At 62.7% G+C, this 17054-nt stretch carries 21 protein-coding genes and 1 pseudogene; 16 read left to right on the top strand and 6 right to left on the bottom strand.

Going from position 1 to position 17054, the window contains the following annotated elements; all coding sequences use genetic code 11:
- The first annotated feature begins 125 nt into the window (after positions 1-125).
- The 10 genes and pseudogenes from NKH67_RS08225 to NKH67_RS08180 all read left to right on the top strand — a co-directional run bounded on the left by NKH67_RS08225 (position 126) and on the right by NKH67_RS08180 (position 8716).
- Positions 126-1229: an inositol-3-phosphate synthase gene (locus tag NKH67_RS08225; protein WP_352488477.1), complete on the top strand. Its 1104-nt coding sequence runs from the start codon at positions 126-128 to the stop codon at positions 1227-1229.
- Positions 1226-1822: a histidine phosphatase family protein gene (locus NKH67_RS08220; protein WP_353030504.1), complete on the top strand. Its 597-nt coding sequence runs from the start codon at positions 1226-1228 to the stop codon at positions 1820-1822. Before NKH67_RS08225 ends, NKH67_RS08220 begins: the two co-directional genes overlap by 4 nt.
- 14 nt (positions 1823-1836) lie before the next feature.
- A complete protein-coding gene (locus tag NKH67_RS08215; RefSeq protein WP_353030502.1) occupies positions 1837-2940 on the top strand; it encodes a CgeB family protein in 1104 nt (367 codons plus the stop codon).
- Positions 2940-3740: a nucleotidyltransferase family protein gene (locus tag NKH67_RS08210; protein WP_352971099.1), complete on the top strand. Its 801-nt coding sequence runs from the start codon at positions 2940-2942 to the stop codon at positions 3738-3740. Before NKH67_RS08215 ends, NKH67_RS08210 begins: the two co-directional genes overlap by 1 nt.
- A 2-nt stretch (positions 3741-3742) precedes the next feature.
- Positions 3743-4504: a TIGR04290 family methyltransferase gene (locus NKH67_RS08205; protein ID WP_352472873.1), complete on the top strand. Its 762-nt coding sequence runs from the start codon at positions 3743-3745 to the stop codon at positions 4502-4504.
- Positions 4497-5429, top strand: a complete 933-nt coding sequence (locus tag NKH67_RS08200; RefSeq protein WP_352542039.1) for a glycoside hydrolase 5 family protein — start codon at positions 4497-4499, stop codon at positions 5427-5429. Before NKH67_RS08205 ends, NKH67_RS08200 begins: the two co-directional genes overlap by 8 nt.
- A 20-nt stretch (positions 5430-5449) precedes the next feature.
- The gene (locus NKH67_RS08195) at positions 5450-6514 is read left to right on the top strand and encodes a glycosyltransferase family 4 protein (RefSeq protein WP_353030500.1); all 1065 of its coding nucleotides are present in this window, start codon (positions 5450-5452) and stop codon (positions 6512-6514) included.
- A 7-nt stretch (positions 6515-6521) separates the two neighbouring features.
- Positions 6522-7511: a GNAT family N-acetyltransferase gene (locus NKH67_RS08190; protein ID WP_352472870.1), complete on the top strand. Its 990-nt coding sequence runs from the start codon at positions 6522-6524 to the stop codon at positions 7509-7511.
- Positions 7508-8272: pseudogene (locus NKH67_RS08185) on the top strand (class I SAM-dependent methyltransferase); the annotation flags it as partial. The gene NKH67_RS08190 and the pseudogene NKH67_RS08185, both read left to right, overlap by 4 nt.
- A 225-nt stretch (positions 8273-8497) precedes the next feature.
- Entirely contained in the window at positions 8498-8716 is a 219-nt protein-coding gene (locus tag NKH67_RS08180; protein WP_023676213.1) for a hypothetical protein, read from the top strand.
- Positions 8717-8904: 188 nt separating this feature from the next.
- Here NKH67_RS08180 and NKH67_RS08175 read toward each other — a convergent pair whose 3' ends face one another.
- Together NKH67_RS08175 and NKH67_RS08170 are read right to left on the bottom strand one after the other, a co-directional pair.
- Positions 8905-9033: a hypothetical protein gene (locus NKH67_RS08175; RefSeq protein WP_352451525.1), complete on the bottom strand. Its 129-nt coding sequence runs from the start codon at positions 9031-9033 to the stop codon at positions 8905-8907.
- A gap of 50 nt (positions 9034-9083) precedes the next feature.
- Positions 9084-9647, bottom strand: coding sequence for a sigma-70 family RNA polymerase sigma factor (locus tag NKH67_RS08170; RefSeq protein ID WP_352488584.1), 564 nt, complete (start codon positions 9645-9647; stop codon positions 9084-9086).
- Between the two features lie 317 nt (positions 9648-9964).
- On the opposite strand from NKH67_RS08170, the gene NKH67_RS08165 reads away from it, so the two are divergent.
- The 3 genes from NKH67_RS08165 to NKH67_RS08155 all read left to right on the top strand — a co-directional run bounded on the left by NKH67_RS08165 (position 9965) and on the right by NKH67_RS08155 (position 11003).
- The gene (locus NKH67_RS08165) at positions 9965-10168 is read left to right on the top strand and encodes a hypothetical protein (protein WP_292657608.1); all 204 of its coding nucleotides are present in this window, start codon (positions 9965-9967) and stop codon (positions 10166-10168) included.
- Between the two features lie 61 nt (positions 10169-10229).
- On the top strand, positions 10230-10634 hold the full coding sequence (locus tag NKH67_RS08160) for a DUF982 domain-containing protein (RefSeq protein ID WP_352472869.1): 405 nt from the start codon (positions 10230-10232) through the stop codon (positions 10632-10634).
- Positions 10635-10703: 69 nt separating this feature from the next.
- Positions 10704-11003 carry a DUF982 domain-containing protein gene (locus NKH67_RS08155; RefSeq protein ID WP_352472868.1) on the top strand — a complete coding sequence of 100 codons (300 nt, stop codon included), beginning with the start codon at positions 10704-10706 and terminating at the stop codon, positions 11001-11003.
- A gap of 41 nt (positions 11004-11044) precedes the next feature.
- On the opposite strand, the gene NKH67_RS08150 is transcribed toward NKH67_RS08155, so the two are convergent.
- The 4 genes from NKH67_RS08150 to NKH67_RS08135 all read right to left on the bottom strand — a co-directional run bounded on the left by NKH67_RS08150 (position 11045) and on the right by NKH67_RS08135 (position 13371).
- Positions 11045-11542, bottom strand: a complete 498-nt coding sequence (locus tag NKH67_RS08150) for a hypothetical protein (protein ID WP_352472867.1) — start codon at positions 11540-11542, stop codon at positions 11045-11047.
- An 84-nt stretch (positions 11543-11626) separates the two neighbouring features.
- A complete protein-coding gene (locus NKH67_RS08145; RefSeq protein WP_352472866.1) occupies positions 11627-12259 on the bottom strand; it encodes a LysE family translocator in 633 nt (210 codons plus the stop codon).
- Between the two features lie 4 nt (positions 12260-12263).
- Positions 12264-12422 carry a hypothetical protein gene (locus NKH67_RS08140; protein WP_352472865.1) on the bottom strand — a complete coding sequence of 53 codons (159 nt, stop codon included), beginning with the start codon at positions 12420-12422 and terminating at the stop codon, positions 12264-12266.
- A gap of 118 nt (positions 12423-12540) precedes the next feature.
- Positions 12541-13371, bottom strand: coding sequence for an SIR2 family NAD-dependent protein deacylase (locus NKH67_RS08135; RefSeq protein ID WP_352472864.1), 831 nt, complete (start codon positions 13369-13371; stop codon positions 12541-12543).
- A 310-nt stretch (positions 13372-13681) separates the two neighbouring features.
- Here NKH67_RS08135 and NKH67_RS08130 point away from each other — a divergent pair, with 310 nt between their 5' ends.
- From NKH67_RS08130 to NKH67_RS08120, 3 genes are read left to right on the top strand one after another with little or no spacing between them, the layout of a single operon-like run.
- Positions 13682-14347 carry a GlcG/HbpS family heme-binding protein gene (locus tag NKH67_RS08130; protein ID WP_352472863.1) on the top strand — a complete coding sequence of 222 codons (666 nt, stop codon included), beginning with the start codon at positions 13682-13684 and terminating at the stop codon, positions 14345-14347.
- Between the two features lie 59 nt (positions 14348-14406).
- Complete coding sequence (locus NKH67_RS08125) at positions 14407-16209, top strand: methanol/ethanol family PQQ-dependent dehydrogenase (RefSeq protein WP_352680941.1); 1803 nt, start codon at positions 14407-14409, stop codon at positions 16207-16209.
- Entirely contained in the window at positions 16190-17053 is an 864-nt protein-coding gene (locus tag NKH67_RS08120) for a substrate-binding domain-containing protein (RefSeq protein ID WP_352472861.1), read from the top strand. Before NKH67_RS08125 ends, NKH67_RS08120 begins: the two co-directional genes overlap by 20 nt.
- The last annotated feature ends 1 nt before the right edge of the window (position 17054 follow it).

The raw sequence follows: 17054 nt of genomic DNA, 5'->3' as shown, positions 1-17054 counted from the left end.
CAACTCGGCGAGCGCTACTTTGATCCACCATCGGTTGCACGATTTTTGCAGCCGGCAAGGAACAATCAGCGAGGCAGGCGGTTTGGCACGAAGAACTTACCTTCAACAGCATAGGCAGCGGTTTCGTGGGATCGAAGAAAGTTCGGATCGGAATAGTCGGCGTCGGCAACTGCGCCTCCTCCCTTGTTCAGGGCATCACCTATTACCGCGACGCAAGAAGCAATGAGCCCATACCCGGGCTGATGCATGCCGATCTTGGCGGCTACCATGTCAAGGACATCGAAGTGGTCTGCGCTTTCGACGTCGCCAAGGGCAAGGTCGGACGCGATGTGGCCGACGCGATCTACAGCGCGCCGAACAATACTTTCCGCTTTGCCAATGTAGCGCCTACCGGCGCCCGCGTCGAACGCGGACCGACGCTGGATGGCATCGGCAAATATCTGCGTGACGAGATCGTGGAGGCCGACGAACCCGTCGCCAACATCAGCAAGATCCTCGCCGAAAGCGGCGCCGAAATCCTGGTGTCATATCTGCCTGTCGGTTCGGAGGAGGCAACGCGCTTTTATGCCGAGTGCGCGCTCGAGGCGGGCTGTGCCTTCGTCAACTGCATACCCGTCTTCATCGCCTCGCGGCCGGAGTGGCGCCGGCGCTTCGAGCAGCACGGCCTGCCGCTGATCGGCGACGACATCAAGAGCCAGGTCGGTGCGACGATCGTCCACCGGCTGCTCGCCAACCTGTTCCGCGAGCGCGGCGTGCGCATCGATCGCACCTACCAGCTCAATTTCGGCGGCAACACCGACTTCCTCAACATGCTGGAGCGCGAGCGGCTGGAATCGAAGAAGATCTCAAAGACGCAATCCGTCACCAGCCAGATCGACGTTCCCCTGGAGCCCGGCAACATTCACGTCGGGCCGAGCGACCATGTCCCGTGGCTGACCGATCGCAAGTGGGCCTATATCCGGGTCGAAGGCACGACCTTTGGCGGCGTACCGCTCAATGCCGAGCTCAAGCTGGAAGTGTGGGATTCGCCCAATTCGGCCGGCGTCGTCATCGATGCGGTGCGTTGCGCCAAGCTGGCGCTCGACCGCGGTATCGCGGGCGCGCTGACCGGTCCCTGCAGCTATTTCATGAAATCGCCGCCCGAGCAGTTCACCGACGCGGAAGCGCGCCAGCGCACGCTCTCTTTTATCGCCGGCAAGGACGAGCCGATGCTCGATGCCGCGGAATGACGACGACGTTCTTTCTGGTGCGCCACGCCGCGCACGACAATGTCGGCTGTTATCTTGCCGGAAGGATGGCCGGCGTTTGCCTCGGCGAAGCCGGCAAGGCACAGGCCTCGCATCTGGCAGACCGCATGGCACGTGAGGCGATAGCGGCAATCTTCTGCAGCCCGCGCGAACGCACGCAGGAGACTGCCAATCCGATCGCGCTCGCCTGCAATGCCGGTGAAATCGCGATCCGCGAGGAGATCGATGAGATCGACTTCGGCACCTGGTCGGGGAAGACCTTCGAGGAGCTGAACCAGGATGCCGACTGGCGGGTGTGGAACGACCAGCGCCAGCAGGCGAGAACACCGAGCGGCGAGACCATGCGGGACGTGCAGCAACGCGTCGTCTCATTGATCGAGCAGGTCCGCGGCACCTACCAGAACCAGGGCGTCGCACTGGTCAGCCATGCCGACGTCATCAAGGCCGCCGTGTGCAAGGTGCTCGGCCTGTCGCTGGGGAACTGCTTTCGCTTCGATATCGACCCAGCCTCGATCACCACGGTTGTTTGGGGGGACTGGGGGTCGAAGCTGATCAGACTCAACGAAGCTGCCTGACGAGGAATTGCCGGATGCGCATGGCTATTTTCGGTCTTACCGTGACATCGTCGTGGGGCAATGGGCACGCCACGCTGTGGCGCGGATTGATCCGGGCGATGGCCGGGCTGGGCTGGTCCATCACCTTCTTCGAACGCAACACTCCCTATTATGCCGGGACGCGCGACCTCGATCAGTTGGATGGCGGCAGCATTGTCCTTTATCCGGACTGGCAGGACATCCAGAGCGTTGCCGAGCAGGCGATGAGTGAGGCCGATGTCGTCATCGTCACCTCCTATTGCCCCGATGCCGTGAGCGCGTCGCGCCTTGCCCGCCAGGCCTGCCGCGGACTGAAGGTGTTCTACGATCTGGACACGCCGGTGACGCTGGCGCGGATCGAACAAGGTGAGCCTCCGGCCTATTTCGGGCCGGAAGGGCTTCGCGATTTCGATCTCGTGCTGAGCTACACGGGAGGAACCGCGATCGACGCATTGAGGTCGATGCTGGGTGCGCGCCACGTCATGCCGCTCTACGGCCATGTCGATCCAGAGCGACACCGGCCCGCCCCGCCCAGGCCGGAGTTTGCCGGCGACCTTTCCTATCTCGGGACCTATGCGGCAGACCGCCAGGCCGGGGTCGAGAGGCTGCTGGTCAGCCCGGCTGCGCGCCTGCCGGAGCGCCGCTTCATCATTGGCGGCGCACAATATCCGCAGGAATTCCCGTGGAGCGACAATATTTTCTTCGTCCGTCACCTGCCGCCCGCCGACCACCCCGCCTTCTTTTCATCATCACGGCTGACCCTGAACGTGACCCGCGAAGCGATGGCCGAAAGGGGCTGGTGTCCTTCCGGCCGGCTGTTCGAAGCCGCCGCTTGCGGTGCCGCGATGGTGAGCGACACATGGCCGGGACTGGAGGCCTTTTTCCGGCCCGGCGAAGAGATCGTTGTGGCGAACAGCACCGACGATGTGGTCGCCGCGCTCGACCTGTCCGACGCCGAGCTTGACGCTATCCGCCGCCGAGCACGCGAGCGGGTGCTGGACGAACACACCTCGGCGCGGCGCGCGAAGGAATTCGACCGCATACTGTCCGATGCACTGCACGGCTCCACGCATGGCGAGCCGTTGAAGGAGGCAGTTTGATGTTGGGCATCGTGCCCGCAGCCGGACGGGGAAGCCGCATCCAGCCGCTCGGCTTTTCGAAGGAGCTTCTGCCGGTCGGCAGCCGCATCGACGGCAACACCGAGCGGCCTTGCGCGGTCAGCGAATACCTGGTGCGCCGCATGGTGCGCGCGGGGGCCGACAAGATCTGCTTCGTCATCGGCTCGGGTAAGTCGGATATCCTCGAATATTATTCTGCCGGCTATGCCGACGCGACTGCGCTGTTTGTGGTGCAGCCCTCTCCGGTCGGCCTTTGCGACGCCATCTTCCGTGCCGCACCGCTCGTCACAGCCGATGAGACCGTTCTGGTCGGGTTGCCCGATACGATCTGGTTTCCCGAAGACGGCTTCCTGGCCCTCCCGGACGACGGCCTGTCCTTCCTGCTGTTTCCGGTGGACCAGCCGGAGTTCTTCGATGCCGTCGTTGTCGACCAGGACGGCCGGGTGAAGCAAATCCAGGTCAAGCAGCAGAATGCCCAATCGAACTGGATCTGGGGTGCGTTCAAGATGCCCGGCCGCACCCTTCACCAGCTCGCCGCGCTGTGGCGGGAACGGGACCGGTGCGACGAATATATCGGCACGCTGGTCAATGCCTATCTCGCCGCCGGAGGCGATGCCTGTGGCATCAAGGCTGGCACTGCCTATGTCGACGTCGGCACCTTCAACGGCTACCGCACCGCACTTCGCCTGCTTGAAAGCGCCGCCGGTACCAGGGACGATCAAGTCGACATTACGCTGCCCGGCCACCAGCACGTCCCTGTCCTCGCAGGCGAAAGAGGCTAGCCATGCTGCATTCCGATGCCGAAATCCGCCGCCGTATCGATGCGCTCGGCCCATGGTTCCACAATATGGAACTGGCCGGCATCGAAACCGCTCCCGACCATTTCCTTGGCAACTATCCGCTGATCAAATGGCGCAAATTCGCCGACGCCATTCCCGCCGATCTTTCCGGCAAGGCGGTGCTCGACATAGGCTGCAATGCGGGTTTCTATTCGATCGAGATGAAACGCCGCGGCGCCGGCCGCGTGCTTGGCATCGATTTCGATGAGGCTTACCTGGCGCAGGCGCGCTTTGCCGCCGAGGTAGCAGACTGCGACATCGAATTCCGGCAGCTCTCGGTCTACGACGTTGGCGCCCTGCATGAGCGGTTCGACATCGTGCTGTTCATGGGCGTGCTCTACCATTTGCGCCATCCCTTGCTCGCACTCGATCTGATCCGGGAGCACGTCGCCCGGGACCTGATGATCTTCCAGTCGATGCAGCGCGGCAGCACCAACGTGCCGGCGCTCGAGCAGAATTATCATTTCTGGACCCACGACCTGTTCGACCGGCCGGAGTTCCCAAAGCTACATTTCATCGAGCATCGTTACGCCGACGACCCGACCAACTGGTGGATTCCCAATCGCGCCTGCACCGAAGCCATGCTGCGCAGCGCCGGCTTCGAGATCGTGCTGCAACCGGAGCAGGAGGTCTATTTCTGCCGCACCGGCGACGTGCCGGCCGGCGGCGGCGCCGTCTACCCGTCGAAAGGACCGACAAATGATTGAAGCCGCGATGATCTGGAACGAGCCCAACAACAAATCCCACTGGGATCCCGAGCTCGACCCCGACTGGAGCCGCTTCGCCGCTACGGCAATCCTGGCCGCCGACGCGATCGCGTTGGAGAATCCGGCCTTGACCAAAGTCCTTGGCGGCATCTCGCCGATCGATGCCGGCTTCATGACACGGATGAAGGAATTCGGCGTGCTCGATCATGTCGACGCAGTCGCCGTGCACGGCTTTCCGCTCGACTGGAACCTCTGGCAGATCCACGAATGGCCGCAGAAGATCGGCGAGATTTCGGCTGTCACCGATCTTCCGGTATGGGTCAGCGAGGTCGGCGTATCGACCTTCGGCGCCGAGGAGGTACAGGTCTGGGGCCTGCGCCGGACCGCGGAATTGCTGATCGGCAACGCGCCGCGCATCCAATGGTACAGCCTCTACGACCTGCCGCGCGAGTGGGAAGCGACGACACGCCATCGCGAGGCGGAAGGCTCGTCTTACTACCGCCATTTCTACATGGGCCTGCTCCGCCAGGACGGCACGCCAAAGCCCGCGCTCGAGGAGTTCCTTCACCACACGCCGGCAATGGGACTGGTGCAGTGGTTCCATTTCGAAGATCACCGGCTGGACGACGCCGTTGCCTGGATGAAACGCCTCGGCGTCACCAATCTGCGTACCGGGCTTTCCTGGGCCGACAGCTTCAGGCCGAACGCACTTGACTGGTTCGACCGGCAGATGGAGGCTTTGGCCGACTTCGACGTGACGGTTACTTTCTGCTTCACGCCGGAACACCGCGGAATGATGCCGCACCACAGCAGTCCGCCGCTGGTGCCGGAGGAATTCGCCGACTTCTGCGCGGCAATGACGCGCCGATATGCCGGCAGCATCGCTGCCCCTTCGGTCTGCAGGCTGCGCGCCTCCGCAGCGTGAGGAGCTTCGGCCCTCCAGCCATGACGCTCACCATCCTCAACGTCGCCTATCCCCTCGCCCCGGTCGGGCCGGATGCGGTCGGTGGTGCCGAGCAGGTGCTGTCGATGCTCGACCAGGCGCTCGTACAGGCCGGACACCGCTCGATCGTGATCGGCTGCCAGGGCTCGAGCGCTGCGGGTGTCCTCATCGAGACGCCGGCCGAACCGGGCGTGCTCGATGAAGCGGCCAAGCGCCGGGCGCAGCGTGCTCATTGCGCCGCAATTGCCACCGCGCGCGCTCGCTGGCCAATCGAGGTGGTCCATTTGCACGGTATCGATTTCGATGCCTATCTGCCGGGCGACGGGCCGACATTGGTGACCCTGCATTTGCCGCTCGACTGGTATCCGGCCGACGCTCTCAATCCGGCGCGGGAGGATCTGTGGCTGCATGCGGTATCGGCGGCTCAGCAAAGAACCGCGCCGCCGGGAGCCAGGCTGATTGGGCCGATTCCCAACGGAGTGGACGTCGACGCGCTGAGCGAGCCGCAGGCCAAACACGACTTTGCGCTCGTGCTCAGCCGCGTCTGCCCGGAAAAGGGCATCCATCTGGCGCTCGACGCAGCCAAGAAGGCCAGCGTGCCGCTGGTCATCGGTGGCAAGGTCTACCCCTATGAAACGCACACAGCGTATTTTCGCGACGAGGTCGAACCCCGGCTGGACGACCGGCGCCGCTTCCTTGGTCCGCTCGGCTTTGTCGCCAAGCGGCGCCTGCTGAATACAGCCCGCTGCCTAGTCATCCCGAGCCTTGCCGCGGAGACCAGTTCGCTCGTCGCAATGGAGGCGCTCGCCTGCGGCACCCCCGTGGTGGCCTTCGCGAATGGCGCACTGCCGGATGTGGTCGAGCACGGCAAGACCGGGTATCTGGTCGGGGATGTCGACGAGATGGCCGAAGCCATCGCTGCCGCACCCAGCCTGGACCCCGAGACCTGCCGAGCCGAGGCGCGGCGGCGCTTTTCACTCGACCGCATGGTTTCCTCCTACATGGACGCCTATCGGGCGCTGGCACGGCTCGGCACAGACAGCGGGCAGCTCGCGACGGCGAGGTGAGCAGGACATGCTCCGCAGTGAGATCATCGACGATCCGGCGGACCTCGAAGCCCTCGAGCCGCACTGGTGGGAACTTTGGTCGCGCAGTCCCTCGGCGACGCCGTTCCAGTCTCCCGCATGGTTGCTGCCATGGTGGCGGACATTTGCTCCCGGCGAGCTAGCGACGGTCGCCGTCTGGCGTGGCGACGATCTGGTCGGCCTGGCGCCACTCTATCTGGAACGCCACGACGCCGGCGCGCGATTGCTTCCGCTCGGCATTTCGTTGAGCGACTATCTGGATGTCCTTTGTCTTCCCGAGATGGCCGAACCGGTCGGCGCAGTCATCGGTGGCGCCGTTCTTTCCGTCGGCTGGTCACAGTGGATCTTGCAGGATCTGCCTCCCGGCGGCGCCGGCCTTGCCATCAGGCATGCCGCGCTCGAATCGTGCCAACCCGTCGGTCACGCCGCTTGCCCGGTGCTCGCCCTCGCTGGCGACCAGACGCTTCAAGGCTGCGTTCCGGCACGGCGGAGGCGCCAATTGCGGCGCGCCCACAGGGCCGCGTCGAGACGCGGCAGTGTCTCCATCGAACCCGCTTTGTCCGATCCGCAGATATTCCTCGACCACCTGATCCGCCTTCACCGCGCGCGCTGGGCCGGACACGGCGACGGCGTTCTGTCCGATTCCCGCGTGGAAGCATTCCACCGTCAGGCGCTGCCGCAGCTGGTCGCACAGGTGCTTGCCCGATGCTGGCTTGTCACGATCGGTAACGCGATCGTGGGCGCCTATTACGGGTTCCATCATCGTGGCCGCGCTTGCGCTTATCTCGGTGGCTTCGATCCGGCCTATGCCGATGAAAGTCCCGGCGCGCTGCTCATCGGCCAAGCGATAAGGCAGGCGATCTGCGAAGGCGCGGAAGAGTTCGATTTTCTGCGCGGACAAGAGGCCTACAAGTACAGCTGGGGCGCCGTCGACCGGTGGACGATGCGCAAGATCTGGACGCGGAGCAAAGGGCGATGAGCGCGACCCAGCCAGAATCTCGGCGGTCGATATCAGCAAGGCGGGTGCTGGAGGATTGCATGGCAGACGGTGCCGGCGTCGAAGCCGTCATCGCCAGGCTGGCTCTCCGTTTCGAGACAGGAATCGATGCTGCAGAATTGGCGAAGATTGCGCAAAACACGCACTCGGCTGACCCGCGAAACACGGCAAAACTGCAACGGATTGCCGACCTGCTTCGGCGCAGGCCCGAGATCTTCGCCACGCTGCGCAAAACAGGTGGCGCCGTTCGGCACGAGCGTGGCGAGGACGAGACCGACGATGCGATCGTCAAGCGGCTGGCGGCTGGGTTTGACGCGGCGGCGGCGATCTCCCCGGCGGCGAGCGTCCAGCTGTCATCGCTGGGCAATGAGGAAAACCTCTCTGCCGCTACGGCTGAGATCGTTGCATGGCTGGAGAGGCGAGGCTTTACCGGCACCGGCCGCGACATACTGGATATCGGCTGTGGTATCGGTCGGTTCGAACAGGCGCTCTCCGCTCTGTCGCACCGAATCGTTGGCAGCGATATATCCCCAGCGATGATCTCGATCGCCCGCCGGCGATGCGCCGGGCTCGGCAACGTAGAATTCCGCCCTACGCGCGGTTTCGATCTTGCCGATTTTTGCGATGCAAGCTTCGACCGCGTGCTGGCCGTCGACAGCTTTCCCTATCTGGTGCTGGCCGGCCTTGCGGAGCGACATTTCGTGGAAATCGCGCGCGTGCTGAAGAGGCCGGGGATGGCCGCGCTTTTGAATTATTCATATCGCGGCTCGCCGGCGCTGGATCGCGCCGATGTCCATAACTTCGCCAACGCAAATGGCATGCAAGTCCTCGTCGACGGCGAAAAGCCGTTCCGGCACTGGGACGGCGATGCCTTCCTGCTTACGATTTCCGGCGGAACATTGCGGCCCAACGCTGGTTCGGATGCCGAACGGGAAAAGCCGCTATTCGACGGTATGAAGGAGGACAAGATGGCGTCCGGAAGCAAGAAGCACATCGGTCGCGGCAGTCACGGCAAAGGCGCTGGCGCTGGCGCGATGACGGATCTTCCCAAGGACAAGATCGGAGAGAACGCCGTTCTGTCCAACAGAGACAAGAAGCAGCACACCAAGGAGCGTGGGCTCGACGGCAATCGGGTCAAGTCCGAGCAGTACCAGGATCATTCAGCGGATCGGCGGCCTGAAGACTGATCGTTGCGGCGGCATATGGCTTGCAGCCGGCGAGCAATTGAAACACCGCGAGAACCCAACCGCTGACGAAGCTGTGCAAGGACCGAAGCCGGTCGCATGGACGCCCTGCAAATTCTTGCAAACTCGCACTGTTGCCACCAGAGTGAGGTGAAGGGACCAACATTTGCCAAGAGAGCGCGATGTCTCGCTCAAGGGAAGATTCCGTCAGCACGCGTGCCGATCTGACGATAGACCGGGAAATCGCTTCCTTGCTTGCGGCCATCGAGCAGGAAAGGGTTCCTGACCGGCTGACCAAACTTGCGATCGAGTTGCAGCATGCGCTTGTCGAAAGGCACTTGCGCGAGACCAGCAACTAACGTGACGTGTATTAGCGGCGCCTCTCGGCTTCGAAGTCCAGTTGTCCTTCGGACAGATAGCTGCGCCTTTCCATCAGGGTTTGCGAGGAACTTTCGCCAAGGTATTCCAGCACGCCGGCGCGTGCCCTGTTGAGCCGGCTCTTCACGGTTCCCACCGCGCAACCGCATATTTCGGCCGTTTCCTCATAGCTGACGCCCAGAACGCCTATCAACATCAGAACCTCGCGCTGGTGCTCAGGAAGGCTCTGGATGGCCTGGTGGACCTCCTTGCCCTGCACGGACCATTCCTGCGTCGCTTCCGAGATCGGCCGCAGCGATGCGCAGTCGAGCAGGCCGGGCGCTTCCCTCACCGCGGCCCTGACACGCGTGTAGTAGGTGTTGCGCATGATCGTAAAGAGCCATGACTTCATGCGCGTTCCAGCTTCGAATTTGTCAATGTTGGCCAAGCCCTTGGTCAGCGTCTCCTGGACCAGGTCGTCGGCATCATCGGGGGTGCGGCAGAAGGTGCGGGCGAAAGCCCTCAAAGCGGGTATGAGGTCGACGATGGAAACTTCTTCGGTTTCGCGAGTCGCCAAGGCGTAGGCTGCAGGTGGCAATGGTCCAGCTCCCGTCCAGAATGAGTTCGTGAGCGCAGACCAGTTAAATGCATTGGGCGAAAGATCGTTCCGGTTGGCGAAAGCACCCGGCTCCAGAAACCGGAGAGGACTTGGCTGAGCAATCCCGGCCGACGGCGATATTTTTGACGGAACAACCATCGGGATCGCGGAGTTCAAAATCAAGGTCGTCCGACAAATTCGCGCGCCGACATTTGGCGCGTCGAAATGCGATCTCGCAGCGAGCCTTGGCTGCGACCTCAAGGGCGGCCCGCCACCTCAAGAAACAGGAGGAGTCCATGACAGGAAACAAGCACGCCAAAGGCAAAACGCCGGCCGATAGCGATCTTGCCAACGATCCCGGCATCGGCAGTTCCAGGGGCACGATCAAGGAGGGCGACCGGCTCGATCAGGGCAACAATACGTTCGAAGGCGATGTCGAGAACGACACCACGCCGCAAGGCGGTATCAATCCCCGGCAAAAGATGCGGACCAACAAGTGACCGGCTGCGCACGATCGAACAAACCTGCTGCAACCCGTGCAGCAATCCCGCGTTAAAGAGCATGAGCCTCGTGTCCGCCCCGGACGTTGATGCGACAGGCTCTTTCGCGGAGACACAGATGACAAAAAAATCGTTTGGCCGCCCCGTTCCAATTCTCGTCGGCCTTGGTTTCCCTCGCCATGTCGAGAATATCTGGCAGGCCTATGACGTCTTAAACGAATGGCCGAGCCGCGGTCCGGCGCACAAGGCGGCGTTCGACGCCTGTCGCGCCGGGCTGGCTGACGAGGTCGACGTCGAGACGGTGCGCGCGGCGTTCGATACGTTCGCCCGCAAGGCGGGCATTCTGGCCTACGATATCGCAGCCGAAATACCAGCACGCCCCACAACAGCTGCGAAGGCCCACGACGTCTGGCCGAAACGCCCATCGGACGGCCGTGTAGACCCTGAAGACGCCCAGCTTGCTTGAAGCGGCCACCTTGCTTGAAGCGGCCACCTTGCTTGAAGCGGCCACCTTGCTTGAACCGGGAGGAATACGGTGCTGAGAACAGAGTTCGATACCCCTGTTTGCATCTATTTCGGCAAGCCTGGGCGATCGCGATTGGTCAGTTCCGTTTTCGAAGCAGTACATTGCCTGAAAAGCGAGAAATGGCCGGCGCGCAATGCTCCGCTGGCGCTGGCGGCCGCTGATGTATTGAATCGCGCCCGGACCGGTGAAATTACGGCCGGCAAAGCGCGGCAAGCATTTGTCGACGCCGCTTGGGAGGCGAACATTCTTGTCGAAGGCGAGCCGCATGACGCGCGTGGCCTGACAGCCTTCATGTCGGACAGCGGGTGAACCGGCACGCTGTTTTCCCGCAGTTCCGTCCAAAGCTTGGTTTATCGCGAATGATTGGCGTTCTCGGCCTTTTTCTCGCGCTGCTGCCTGAGGACCTCGTCGGTTCCGACCAGCTTCTTCGATCCGCCGGGAATCGCGGTGGACACAACAGCCGGTGGGTCGCTTGCCGGGAAAGAATCCTCCAGACCCGCCTGCAACTGGTCTTCCAGCGTTTGCGGCTCTTCAGACCGGCCGGGGGTCCTTCGGGTATCTACGTTCTCCAGTGGCTGCTTCATGTCCGGTGAAGACTTTACCTCTCGAATCCAGCCGTAGAGCTGTTCGATGGCAAATTCCTTCATCGTGTCGAAATCGGCTTTTTCGTCACGCGATGCCTCGATTTGGTCGACCATCGTCTTCTCGAACCGGTCGAGATTATCGTTTCCGCAGGCCCGGCAGAGACGCACCAGCGCCTCGCGCAGTATGAGTGGCGCAAAGTGCGCCGTCGCCTCAAGCCTGAGCTGCTGCAAACGCTCCGGGGTAGCGGCTTGGAACTTCGACATGTTCGACCTCTCGCCTTGTGGAGCAGGTCAACGAAAATTGTCGGCGGATGTTCCATCGGCGGTGGCCGGTGCATCGCTTGATCCTCAGCGGTGCGCGCCACCGACTGCCATGCGGATACCGAGACAGACGACGAAGCAGCCTGCCACGCGCTGCTGCCAGAGCCTTACCTTCGGGCGTTTCATGACCCAGGTCCCGAGCGTGCCGGATGCGAGTGCATATGTGCCCAGCACCAACACACCGGTCATTTTCTGGGTGCCACCGAGCAGCAGCAATTGCAGCGTGACCGATCCGCGGGAGGGATCGACGAACTGTGGAAGGAAAGCTAGCATGAAGGTTATCGGCCAGGGATTTATCAGATTGGCGATCATTCCTTCGCGTGCGGCCACAAGCGCCCCGACACTGCGGGGCTCCTCGACGGCGACGCCGGCCGACGGCAGCAGCACCAGACGCGATCCAAGCCAAACCAGATAGGCTGCGCCCATCCATCGAAGCATGGCAAAGGCAAACGGCGATGCCTGGAGCAGCGACGATATGCCGAGGGCAAGCAGCGGCAGCTGGACCATACCGGCGCCGAGGGTCATTCCCAGGACGGTGAACAGGGCAACATCACGGCCCTGCCCGATGCCGCGCGCAATCACCAGCAGACTGTCGGGCCCCGGCGGCATCTGCATCAGGATGACCGTTCCGACAAAAGCCGTCCACGAAGCGGGATCCACGTCGCTACTTCGCCCCGGTTTCGCAAGATGCCTTTGCGCCGTCCTTCAACTGGCCGGCATCTCGCATCATCTTGAGCGCTTCGTCCCTCGTCAGGCCGCACTTGCGGGCAAAAAAATCGATCTCATAGGCCAACTCGGCCGACAGGTCGTGTTTGGCATACATTCTTCGCTTGTGTTTGCGTGCGCCCACCAAGGCTCGGTCCCGGCTATGTTAGTCCTCCCGAACTCACATCGGATCAGCCGGTTCCCACTGCCTGACCAATTCGTTTCCGCAGGTTTTCTCACGCGCCGTCCGGCCGGCCGACCCTGTCCTTGAGTTCGTTCAGGAATGCGAGGAGCGCGTCTTCAGGATCGTCGGCCTCTTCGGTCAGCATATCGATGCCCCAGCGGCCGAGAACAGCCTCCTGGACGATGCTCGGCTGCGACATGAAGATGAAGGATTTCGGACGGTTCTTCTCGTAACCGGACCTGCGCCAGGTCTGCCAAAGCCGATGCAGCAGCAGACGGATGTTCATGTCGGACATGCTGTAGCCGATGAACAGGATGGTGCGCCCTAGCGCGTCGGCTCGAAATTTCACATCGAGCGGCGAATCGAACGACAGCCGTTCAAAATAGTCGGTCTCCGCCAGGACCAACGATTTATCGTCGTCGAAATCGCCGTGGAACTTGATGATCTGCGTCACCTCGCCGGTGGCCTTTGGCAAGTCCTTCGCATTGGCGACTTTGACAAAGGGGCGGCTATGGATCTCGAAGGCCACCTCGAGGTTGCGATCATAATTGGTGGTGTAGATGATCGGAAAATCGAGCGATACGATCAGCTTGTGGATTGCCGATCGCTGCACTTCTTCCCGCGAGACGCTCCATTCGCGATCCATCCAACTGCGCAAATGGCTGAGGCTCCCCTGCTTCAGCCGGTAATATTCTGCAATGGCCTGATAGCTGGCCTCTGGTGCGCCTATCATGTCCTCGTGAAGGCCGAGCTCGTTTTGCATGTGCTCGATGAGCTTTTGCCAAGACGGCAAGCCGACGCTCATCGACACCCCGGCTCCAACGAACAGGATCGCTCGTCGCTCTTTCACCGATTGGGCCAGTTGCTCGACTGCAGACAGCATTCGACACAACTGCAATAGATACCGCTCCGTTCCAGCCGAGCCCGGACCACCGGGAGAATAACTCCGATTTCGGATTGAATGCCTCCCGAGCGCCCGCCGCCGAGTTTAGCTCACCCCATCCGATATTTATTTCATTCCATTTGGCACTTCTGCGCCTGTCACGCGTTGGGAGTGTTCAACAAACACGGCGCAGCTGATGGATCGCAATCGGATTGTCTCAGTAGCATTATGTCTGTTCCTGCTTACGATCTGCGCCGTCCAGCAAAAAGCTTGGGCTCAAGCACCTTGCCCGGCCGACCACGACAAATTGTTGGCCGCTCTCAAGGCCAACGTCAAAGCAAGCGGCGGCCCGGGCAATGGCGGCTTCGATACTCATGAATGGGCCGCAGTCGTGGCTCGCGACGGAACGGTCTGCGCCGTCGCGTTCAGCGGGCCTACCGCCGACGCCCAGTGGCCCGGCAGCCGGCTGATCGCCGCCGAAAAAGCCAATACCGCCAACGGGCTCAGCCTCGCCCAGATGGCGTTGTCCACCGCGAACCTCTATGCGCCGGTGCAGCCCGGCGGTCCTCTATACGGCCTGCAGGCCACCAATCCGGTCAATCCAGCGGTAGCCTATGCCGGCGATCCTTCGACATTTGGAAGCTCCAGCGATCCGTTGCTGGGAAAGCCCATCGGCGGTGTCGTCGCATTTGGCGGCGGCCTGGCTCTTTACGACGCCAAGGGGATCGTCGGGGCGCTTGGCATAAGCGGCGATTCCTCTTGTGCCGACCACAATGTCGCCTGGCGCGTGCGCGCCGCGCTGGGGCTGGACAAGGTGCCGGCCGGCATCAACCCAGACCGCAAGGACGCCATCATTTACGACCTCGATCCCGGCGGCAAGAGCGCCTCCGGCTGGGGGCATCCATTGTGTGCCGGAAGTGAGGCGGACGTGGCGGCGGAGCTCGGCGCCGGCGTGGGCGGGTCAATACACAAATGAAGAAAGTGCGACAGGTGGCCGTGCAAACCAGTGTGTCAGCCAACGGGGGAAAAAGGTCTATGGCTGCGATGCTGGGATGGACGCTGCTGGCGGGCTTCGCGCTGATTACCGCGGCGGTTGCTCAGTCAACGTCAAGCCCTGCGATAAATCCGCCGGCCGCAGCCGCTCCGCCCGACGACGGCCAGTGGGCGATGCCGGCAAAGAACTACGCCTCGACCCGCTACAGCGATCTCGCGGAAATCACCGAAGACAACGTCAAGACCCTGCAGGTGGCCTTCACCTTCTCGACCGGCGTCAACAAGGGCCAGGAGGCTGCGCCCCTGGTGGTCGGCAACACGATGTACATAGTGACGCCGTTTCCCAACATCCTCTATGCGCTTGACCTTACCAAGCCCGGCGCGCCGATGAAGTGGAAGTTCGAGCCCAATCCGGAGCCTGCCGCCCAGGGCGTTGCCTGTTGCGACGTGGTGAACCGCGGTGCGGCCTTCTTCAACGGGCGCATCTATTTCAACACGCTCGACGGCCACACCATCGCCGTGGATGCGGCCACCGGCAAACCGGTCTGGAACACCCATATCGGCAACATCAATGTCGGCGAGACCATCACGATGGCGCCGCTGGTGGTAAAGGGGAAGGTGCTGGTCGGCAATTCCGGCGGCGAAATGGGCGTACGCGGCTGGATCAAGGCGCTCGACGCCGGCGACGGCCACGTCGTCTGGACGGCCTACAACACCGGCCCGGACACCGAGGTGCTGATCGGCCCGGATTTCAACCCGCATTACGACATGGACAAGGGCAAGGATCTCGGCGTGACGTCGTGGCCGCCCGACGCCTGGAAGATCGGCGGCGGCAATGTGTGGGGCTGGATCTCCTATGACCCGGACCTCAACCTGATCTTCCATGGCACCGGAAATCCCGGTCCGTGGAATCCGGATCTGCGGCCTGGCGACAATAAATGGACCGCCGGCATCTTTGCCCGCGATCCCGACACCGGCGCAGCCAAATGGTTCTATCAATGGACCCCGCACGATCTGCACGACTACGACGGCATCAACGAACAGGTGCTGCTCGACATGACCTGGCAGGGCAAGCCCCGCAAGGTGCTGGTGCGGCCGGAACGCAACGGCTACGTCTATCTGTTGGATCGCACCACGGGCGAGGTCCTGTCGGCAGTGCCGTTCGGGCCGGTCAATTCCAGCAAGGGCGTCGACCTCAAGACCGGCCGGCTGATTGTAAATCCGGACAAAAAAACCGGCACCGGCAAGGTCGTGCGCGACATCTGCCCGACCGCGTCCGGCCTCAAGGACTGGCAGCCTTCGGCATTCTCGCCCAAGACCGGTCTGCTCTACATCCCGCACAACAATCTCTGCATGGACGAAGAGGGCGTCGAGGTGAATTACATCGCCGGCACGCCCTACGTCGGCATGAACGTGCGCATGATCCCCGGGCCGGGCGGCAATCGCGGTGCTTTCACCGCCTGGGATGTCGCCGCCGCCAAGCCGGCGTGGAGCCTGAAGGAGAACTTTCCGGTGTGGAGCGGCGCCGTCGCCACCGCCGGCAACGTCGTGTTCTATGGCACCATGGAAGGCTGGTTCAAGGCGGTCAGCGCCAGGACCGGCGAACTGCTGTGGCAGTTCAAAACGTCGTCCGGCATCATCGGCCAGCCGATCACCTATCGCGGCCCGGACGGGCACCAATATGTTGCGATCCTTTCGGGTGTCGGCGGCTGGGCCGGCGCGATCGTATCCGGCGATCTCGATCCGCGCGACGCCACCGCCGCGCTCGGCTTCGTCAACGTCATGAAAGATCTGAAGGATGTAACCACGCCGGGAGGTACGCTGTATGTGTTCCGGCTGCCTTGAGACGATCGGCCGAGTTGCGCGGCCACGGAGAACGCGTTCGCGGCGGTTAGCCGTCGCGGTTGGCGCACTGGCGCTCTCGCTTGTCGCCACCCTTGCCGATGCGCGCGAGCTGAGGATCTGCGCCGATCCCAACAACATGCCGTTCTCCAATGCCGCCAGGGAAGGCTTTGAAAACAAGATTGCCGAACTCGTCGCCGGGGAGCTTGGTGCGACGGTGTCCTACACGTGGTGGGCACAGCGGCGCGGCTTCGTCCGCAACACGCTGAAAGCCGGCTTGTGCGATCTGGTGCCCGGCACGCCCGTCAATCTCGAGATGCTGCGCACGACCGCGCCCTACTACCGGTCTTCCTATGTGTTCGTGACACGCAAGGATGTGCCAGAAATCACGTCCTTCAACGATCCTCGCCTGCGCGATCTGCACATCGGCGTCCAACTAATCGGCGACGACGGCGCCAACTCGCCGCCCGTCCAGGCGCTTGGCCGCCGCGGCATCGTCGGCCATCTCATCGGTTTCCCCGTCTATGGCGACTATTCGGCGCCGAACCCGCCAGCGCGCATTATTGAGGCGGTCGCGAATGGCGACATCGACATGGCCGTCGTCTGGGGACCGTTGGCCGGCTACTTCGCATCCAAGCAGAAGGTGGCGCTGCGGATCACGCCGGTTTCGCCGCGCGTGGACGGCCCGCAACTGCCGATGATCTACGACATCTCGATGGGCGTGCGCCGTGGCGACGATACGCTGCGCAACGAGGTGAACGCCGCCCTGACCAGACACCGCGACGAGATCGACGCGATCCTGGCGGCCTACCAGGTGCCCCGCCTCGATCCTGTCGGAGCGCCTTGAA

This window comes from Mesorhizobium sp. M0968, from assembly GCF_040319065.1.
In the GTDB taxonomy this organism is placed as follows: domain Bacteria; phylum Pseudomonadota; class Alphaproteobacteria; order Rhizobiales; family Rhizobiaceae; genus Mesorhizobium.
The sequence above is the reverse complement of the archived record's forward strand: the minus strand, read 5'-3'. Positions and strand labels throughout refer to the sequence as shown.

Bases quoted from the DNA above. Each gene is read 5' to 3' on its own strand.
- NKH67_RS08160 (WP_352472869.1), top strand. From the start codon at position 10,230: ATGAGCCTCGTGTCCGCCCCGGACGTTGATGCGACAGGCTCTTTCGCG.
- NKH67_RS08175 (WP_352451525.1), bottom strand. From the start codon at position 9,033: ATGCTGCAACTCGATCGCAAGTTTGGTCAGCCGGTCAGGAACCCTTTC.
- NKH67_RS08180 (WP_023676213.1), top strand. From the start codon at position 8,498: ATGGCGTCCGGAAGCAAGAAGCACATCGGTCGCGGCAGTCACGGCAAA.
- NKH67_RS08200 (WP_352542039.1), top strand. From the start codon at position 4,497: ATGATTGAAGCCGCGATGATCTGGAACGAGCCCAACAACAAATCCCAC.
- NKH67_RS08125 (WP_352680941.1), top strand. From the start codon at position 14,407: ATGGCTGCGATGCTGGGATGGACGCTGCTGGCGGGCTTCGCGCTGATT.
- NKH67_RS08195 (WP_353030500.1), top strand. From the start codon at position 5,450: ATGACGCTCACCATCCTCAACGTCGCCTATCCCCTCGCCCCGGTCGGG.
- NKH67_RS08140 (WP_352472865.1), bottom strand. From the start codon at position 12,422: ATGTATGCCAAACACGACCTGTCGGCCGAGTTGGCCTATGAGATCGAT.
- NKH67_RS08210 (WP_352971099.1), top strand. From the start codon at position 2,940: ATGTTGGGCATCGTGCCCGCAGCCGGACGGGGAAGCCGCATCCAGCCG.
- NKH67_RS08135 (WP_352472864.1), bottom strand. From the start codon at position 13,371: ATGCTGTCTGCAGTCGAGCAACTGGCCCAATCGGTGAAAGAGCGACGA.
- NKH67_RS08205 (WP_352472873.1), top strand. From the start codon at position 3,743: ATGCTGCATTCCGATGCCGAAATCCGCCGCCGTATCGATGCGCTCGGC.
- NKH67_RS08215 (WP_353030502.1), top strand. From the start codon at position 1,837: ATGCGCATGGCTATTTTCGGTCTTACCGTGACATCGTCGTGGGGCAAT.
- NKH67_RS08220 (WP_353030504.1), top strand. From the start codon at position 1,226: ATGACGACGACGTTCTTTCTGGTGCGCCACGCCGCGCACGACAATGTC.
- NKH67_RS08165 (WP_292657608.1), top strand. From the start codon at position 9,965: ATGACAGGAAACAAGCACGCCAAAGGCAAAACGCCGGCCGATAGCGAT.
- NKH67_RS08190 (WP_352472870.1), top strand. From the start codon at position 6,522: ATGCTCCGCAGTGAGATCATCGACGATCCGGCGGACCTCGAAGCCCTC.
- NKH67_RS08120 (WP_352472861.1), top strand. From the start codon at position 16,190: ATGTGTTCCGGCTGCCTTGAGACGATCGGCCGAGTTGCGCGGCCACGG.
- NKH67_RS08150 (WP_352472867.1), bottom strand. From the start codon at position 11,542: ATGTCGAAGTTCCAAGCCGCTACCCCGGAGCGTTTGCAGCAGCTCAGG.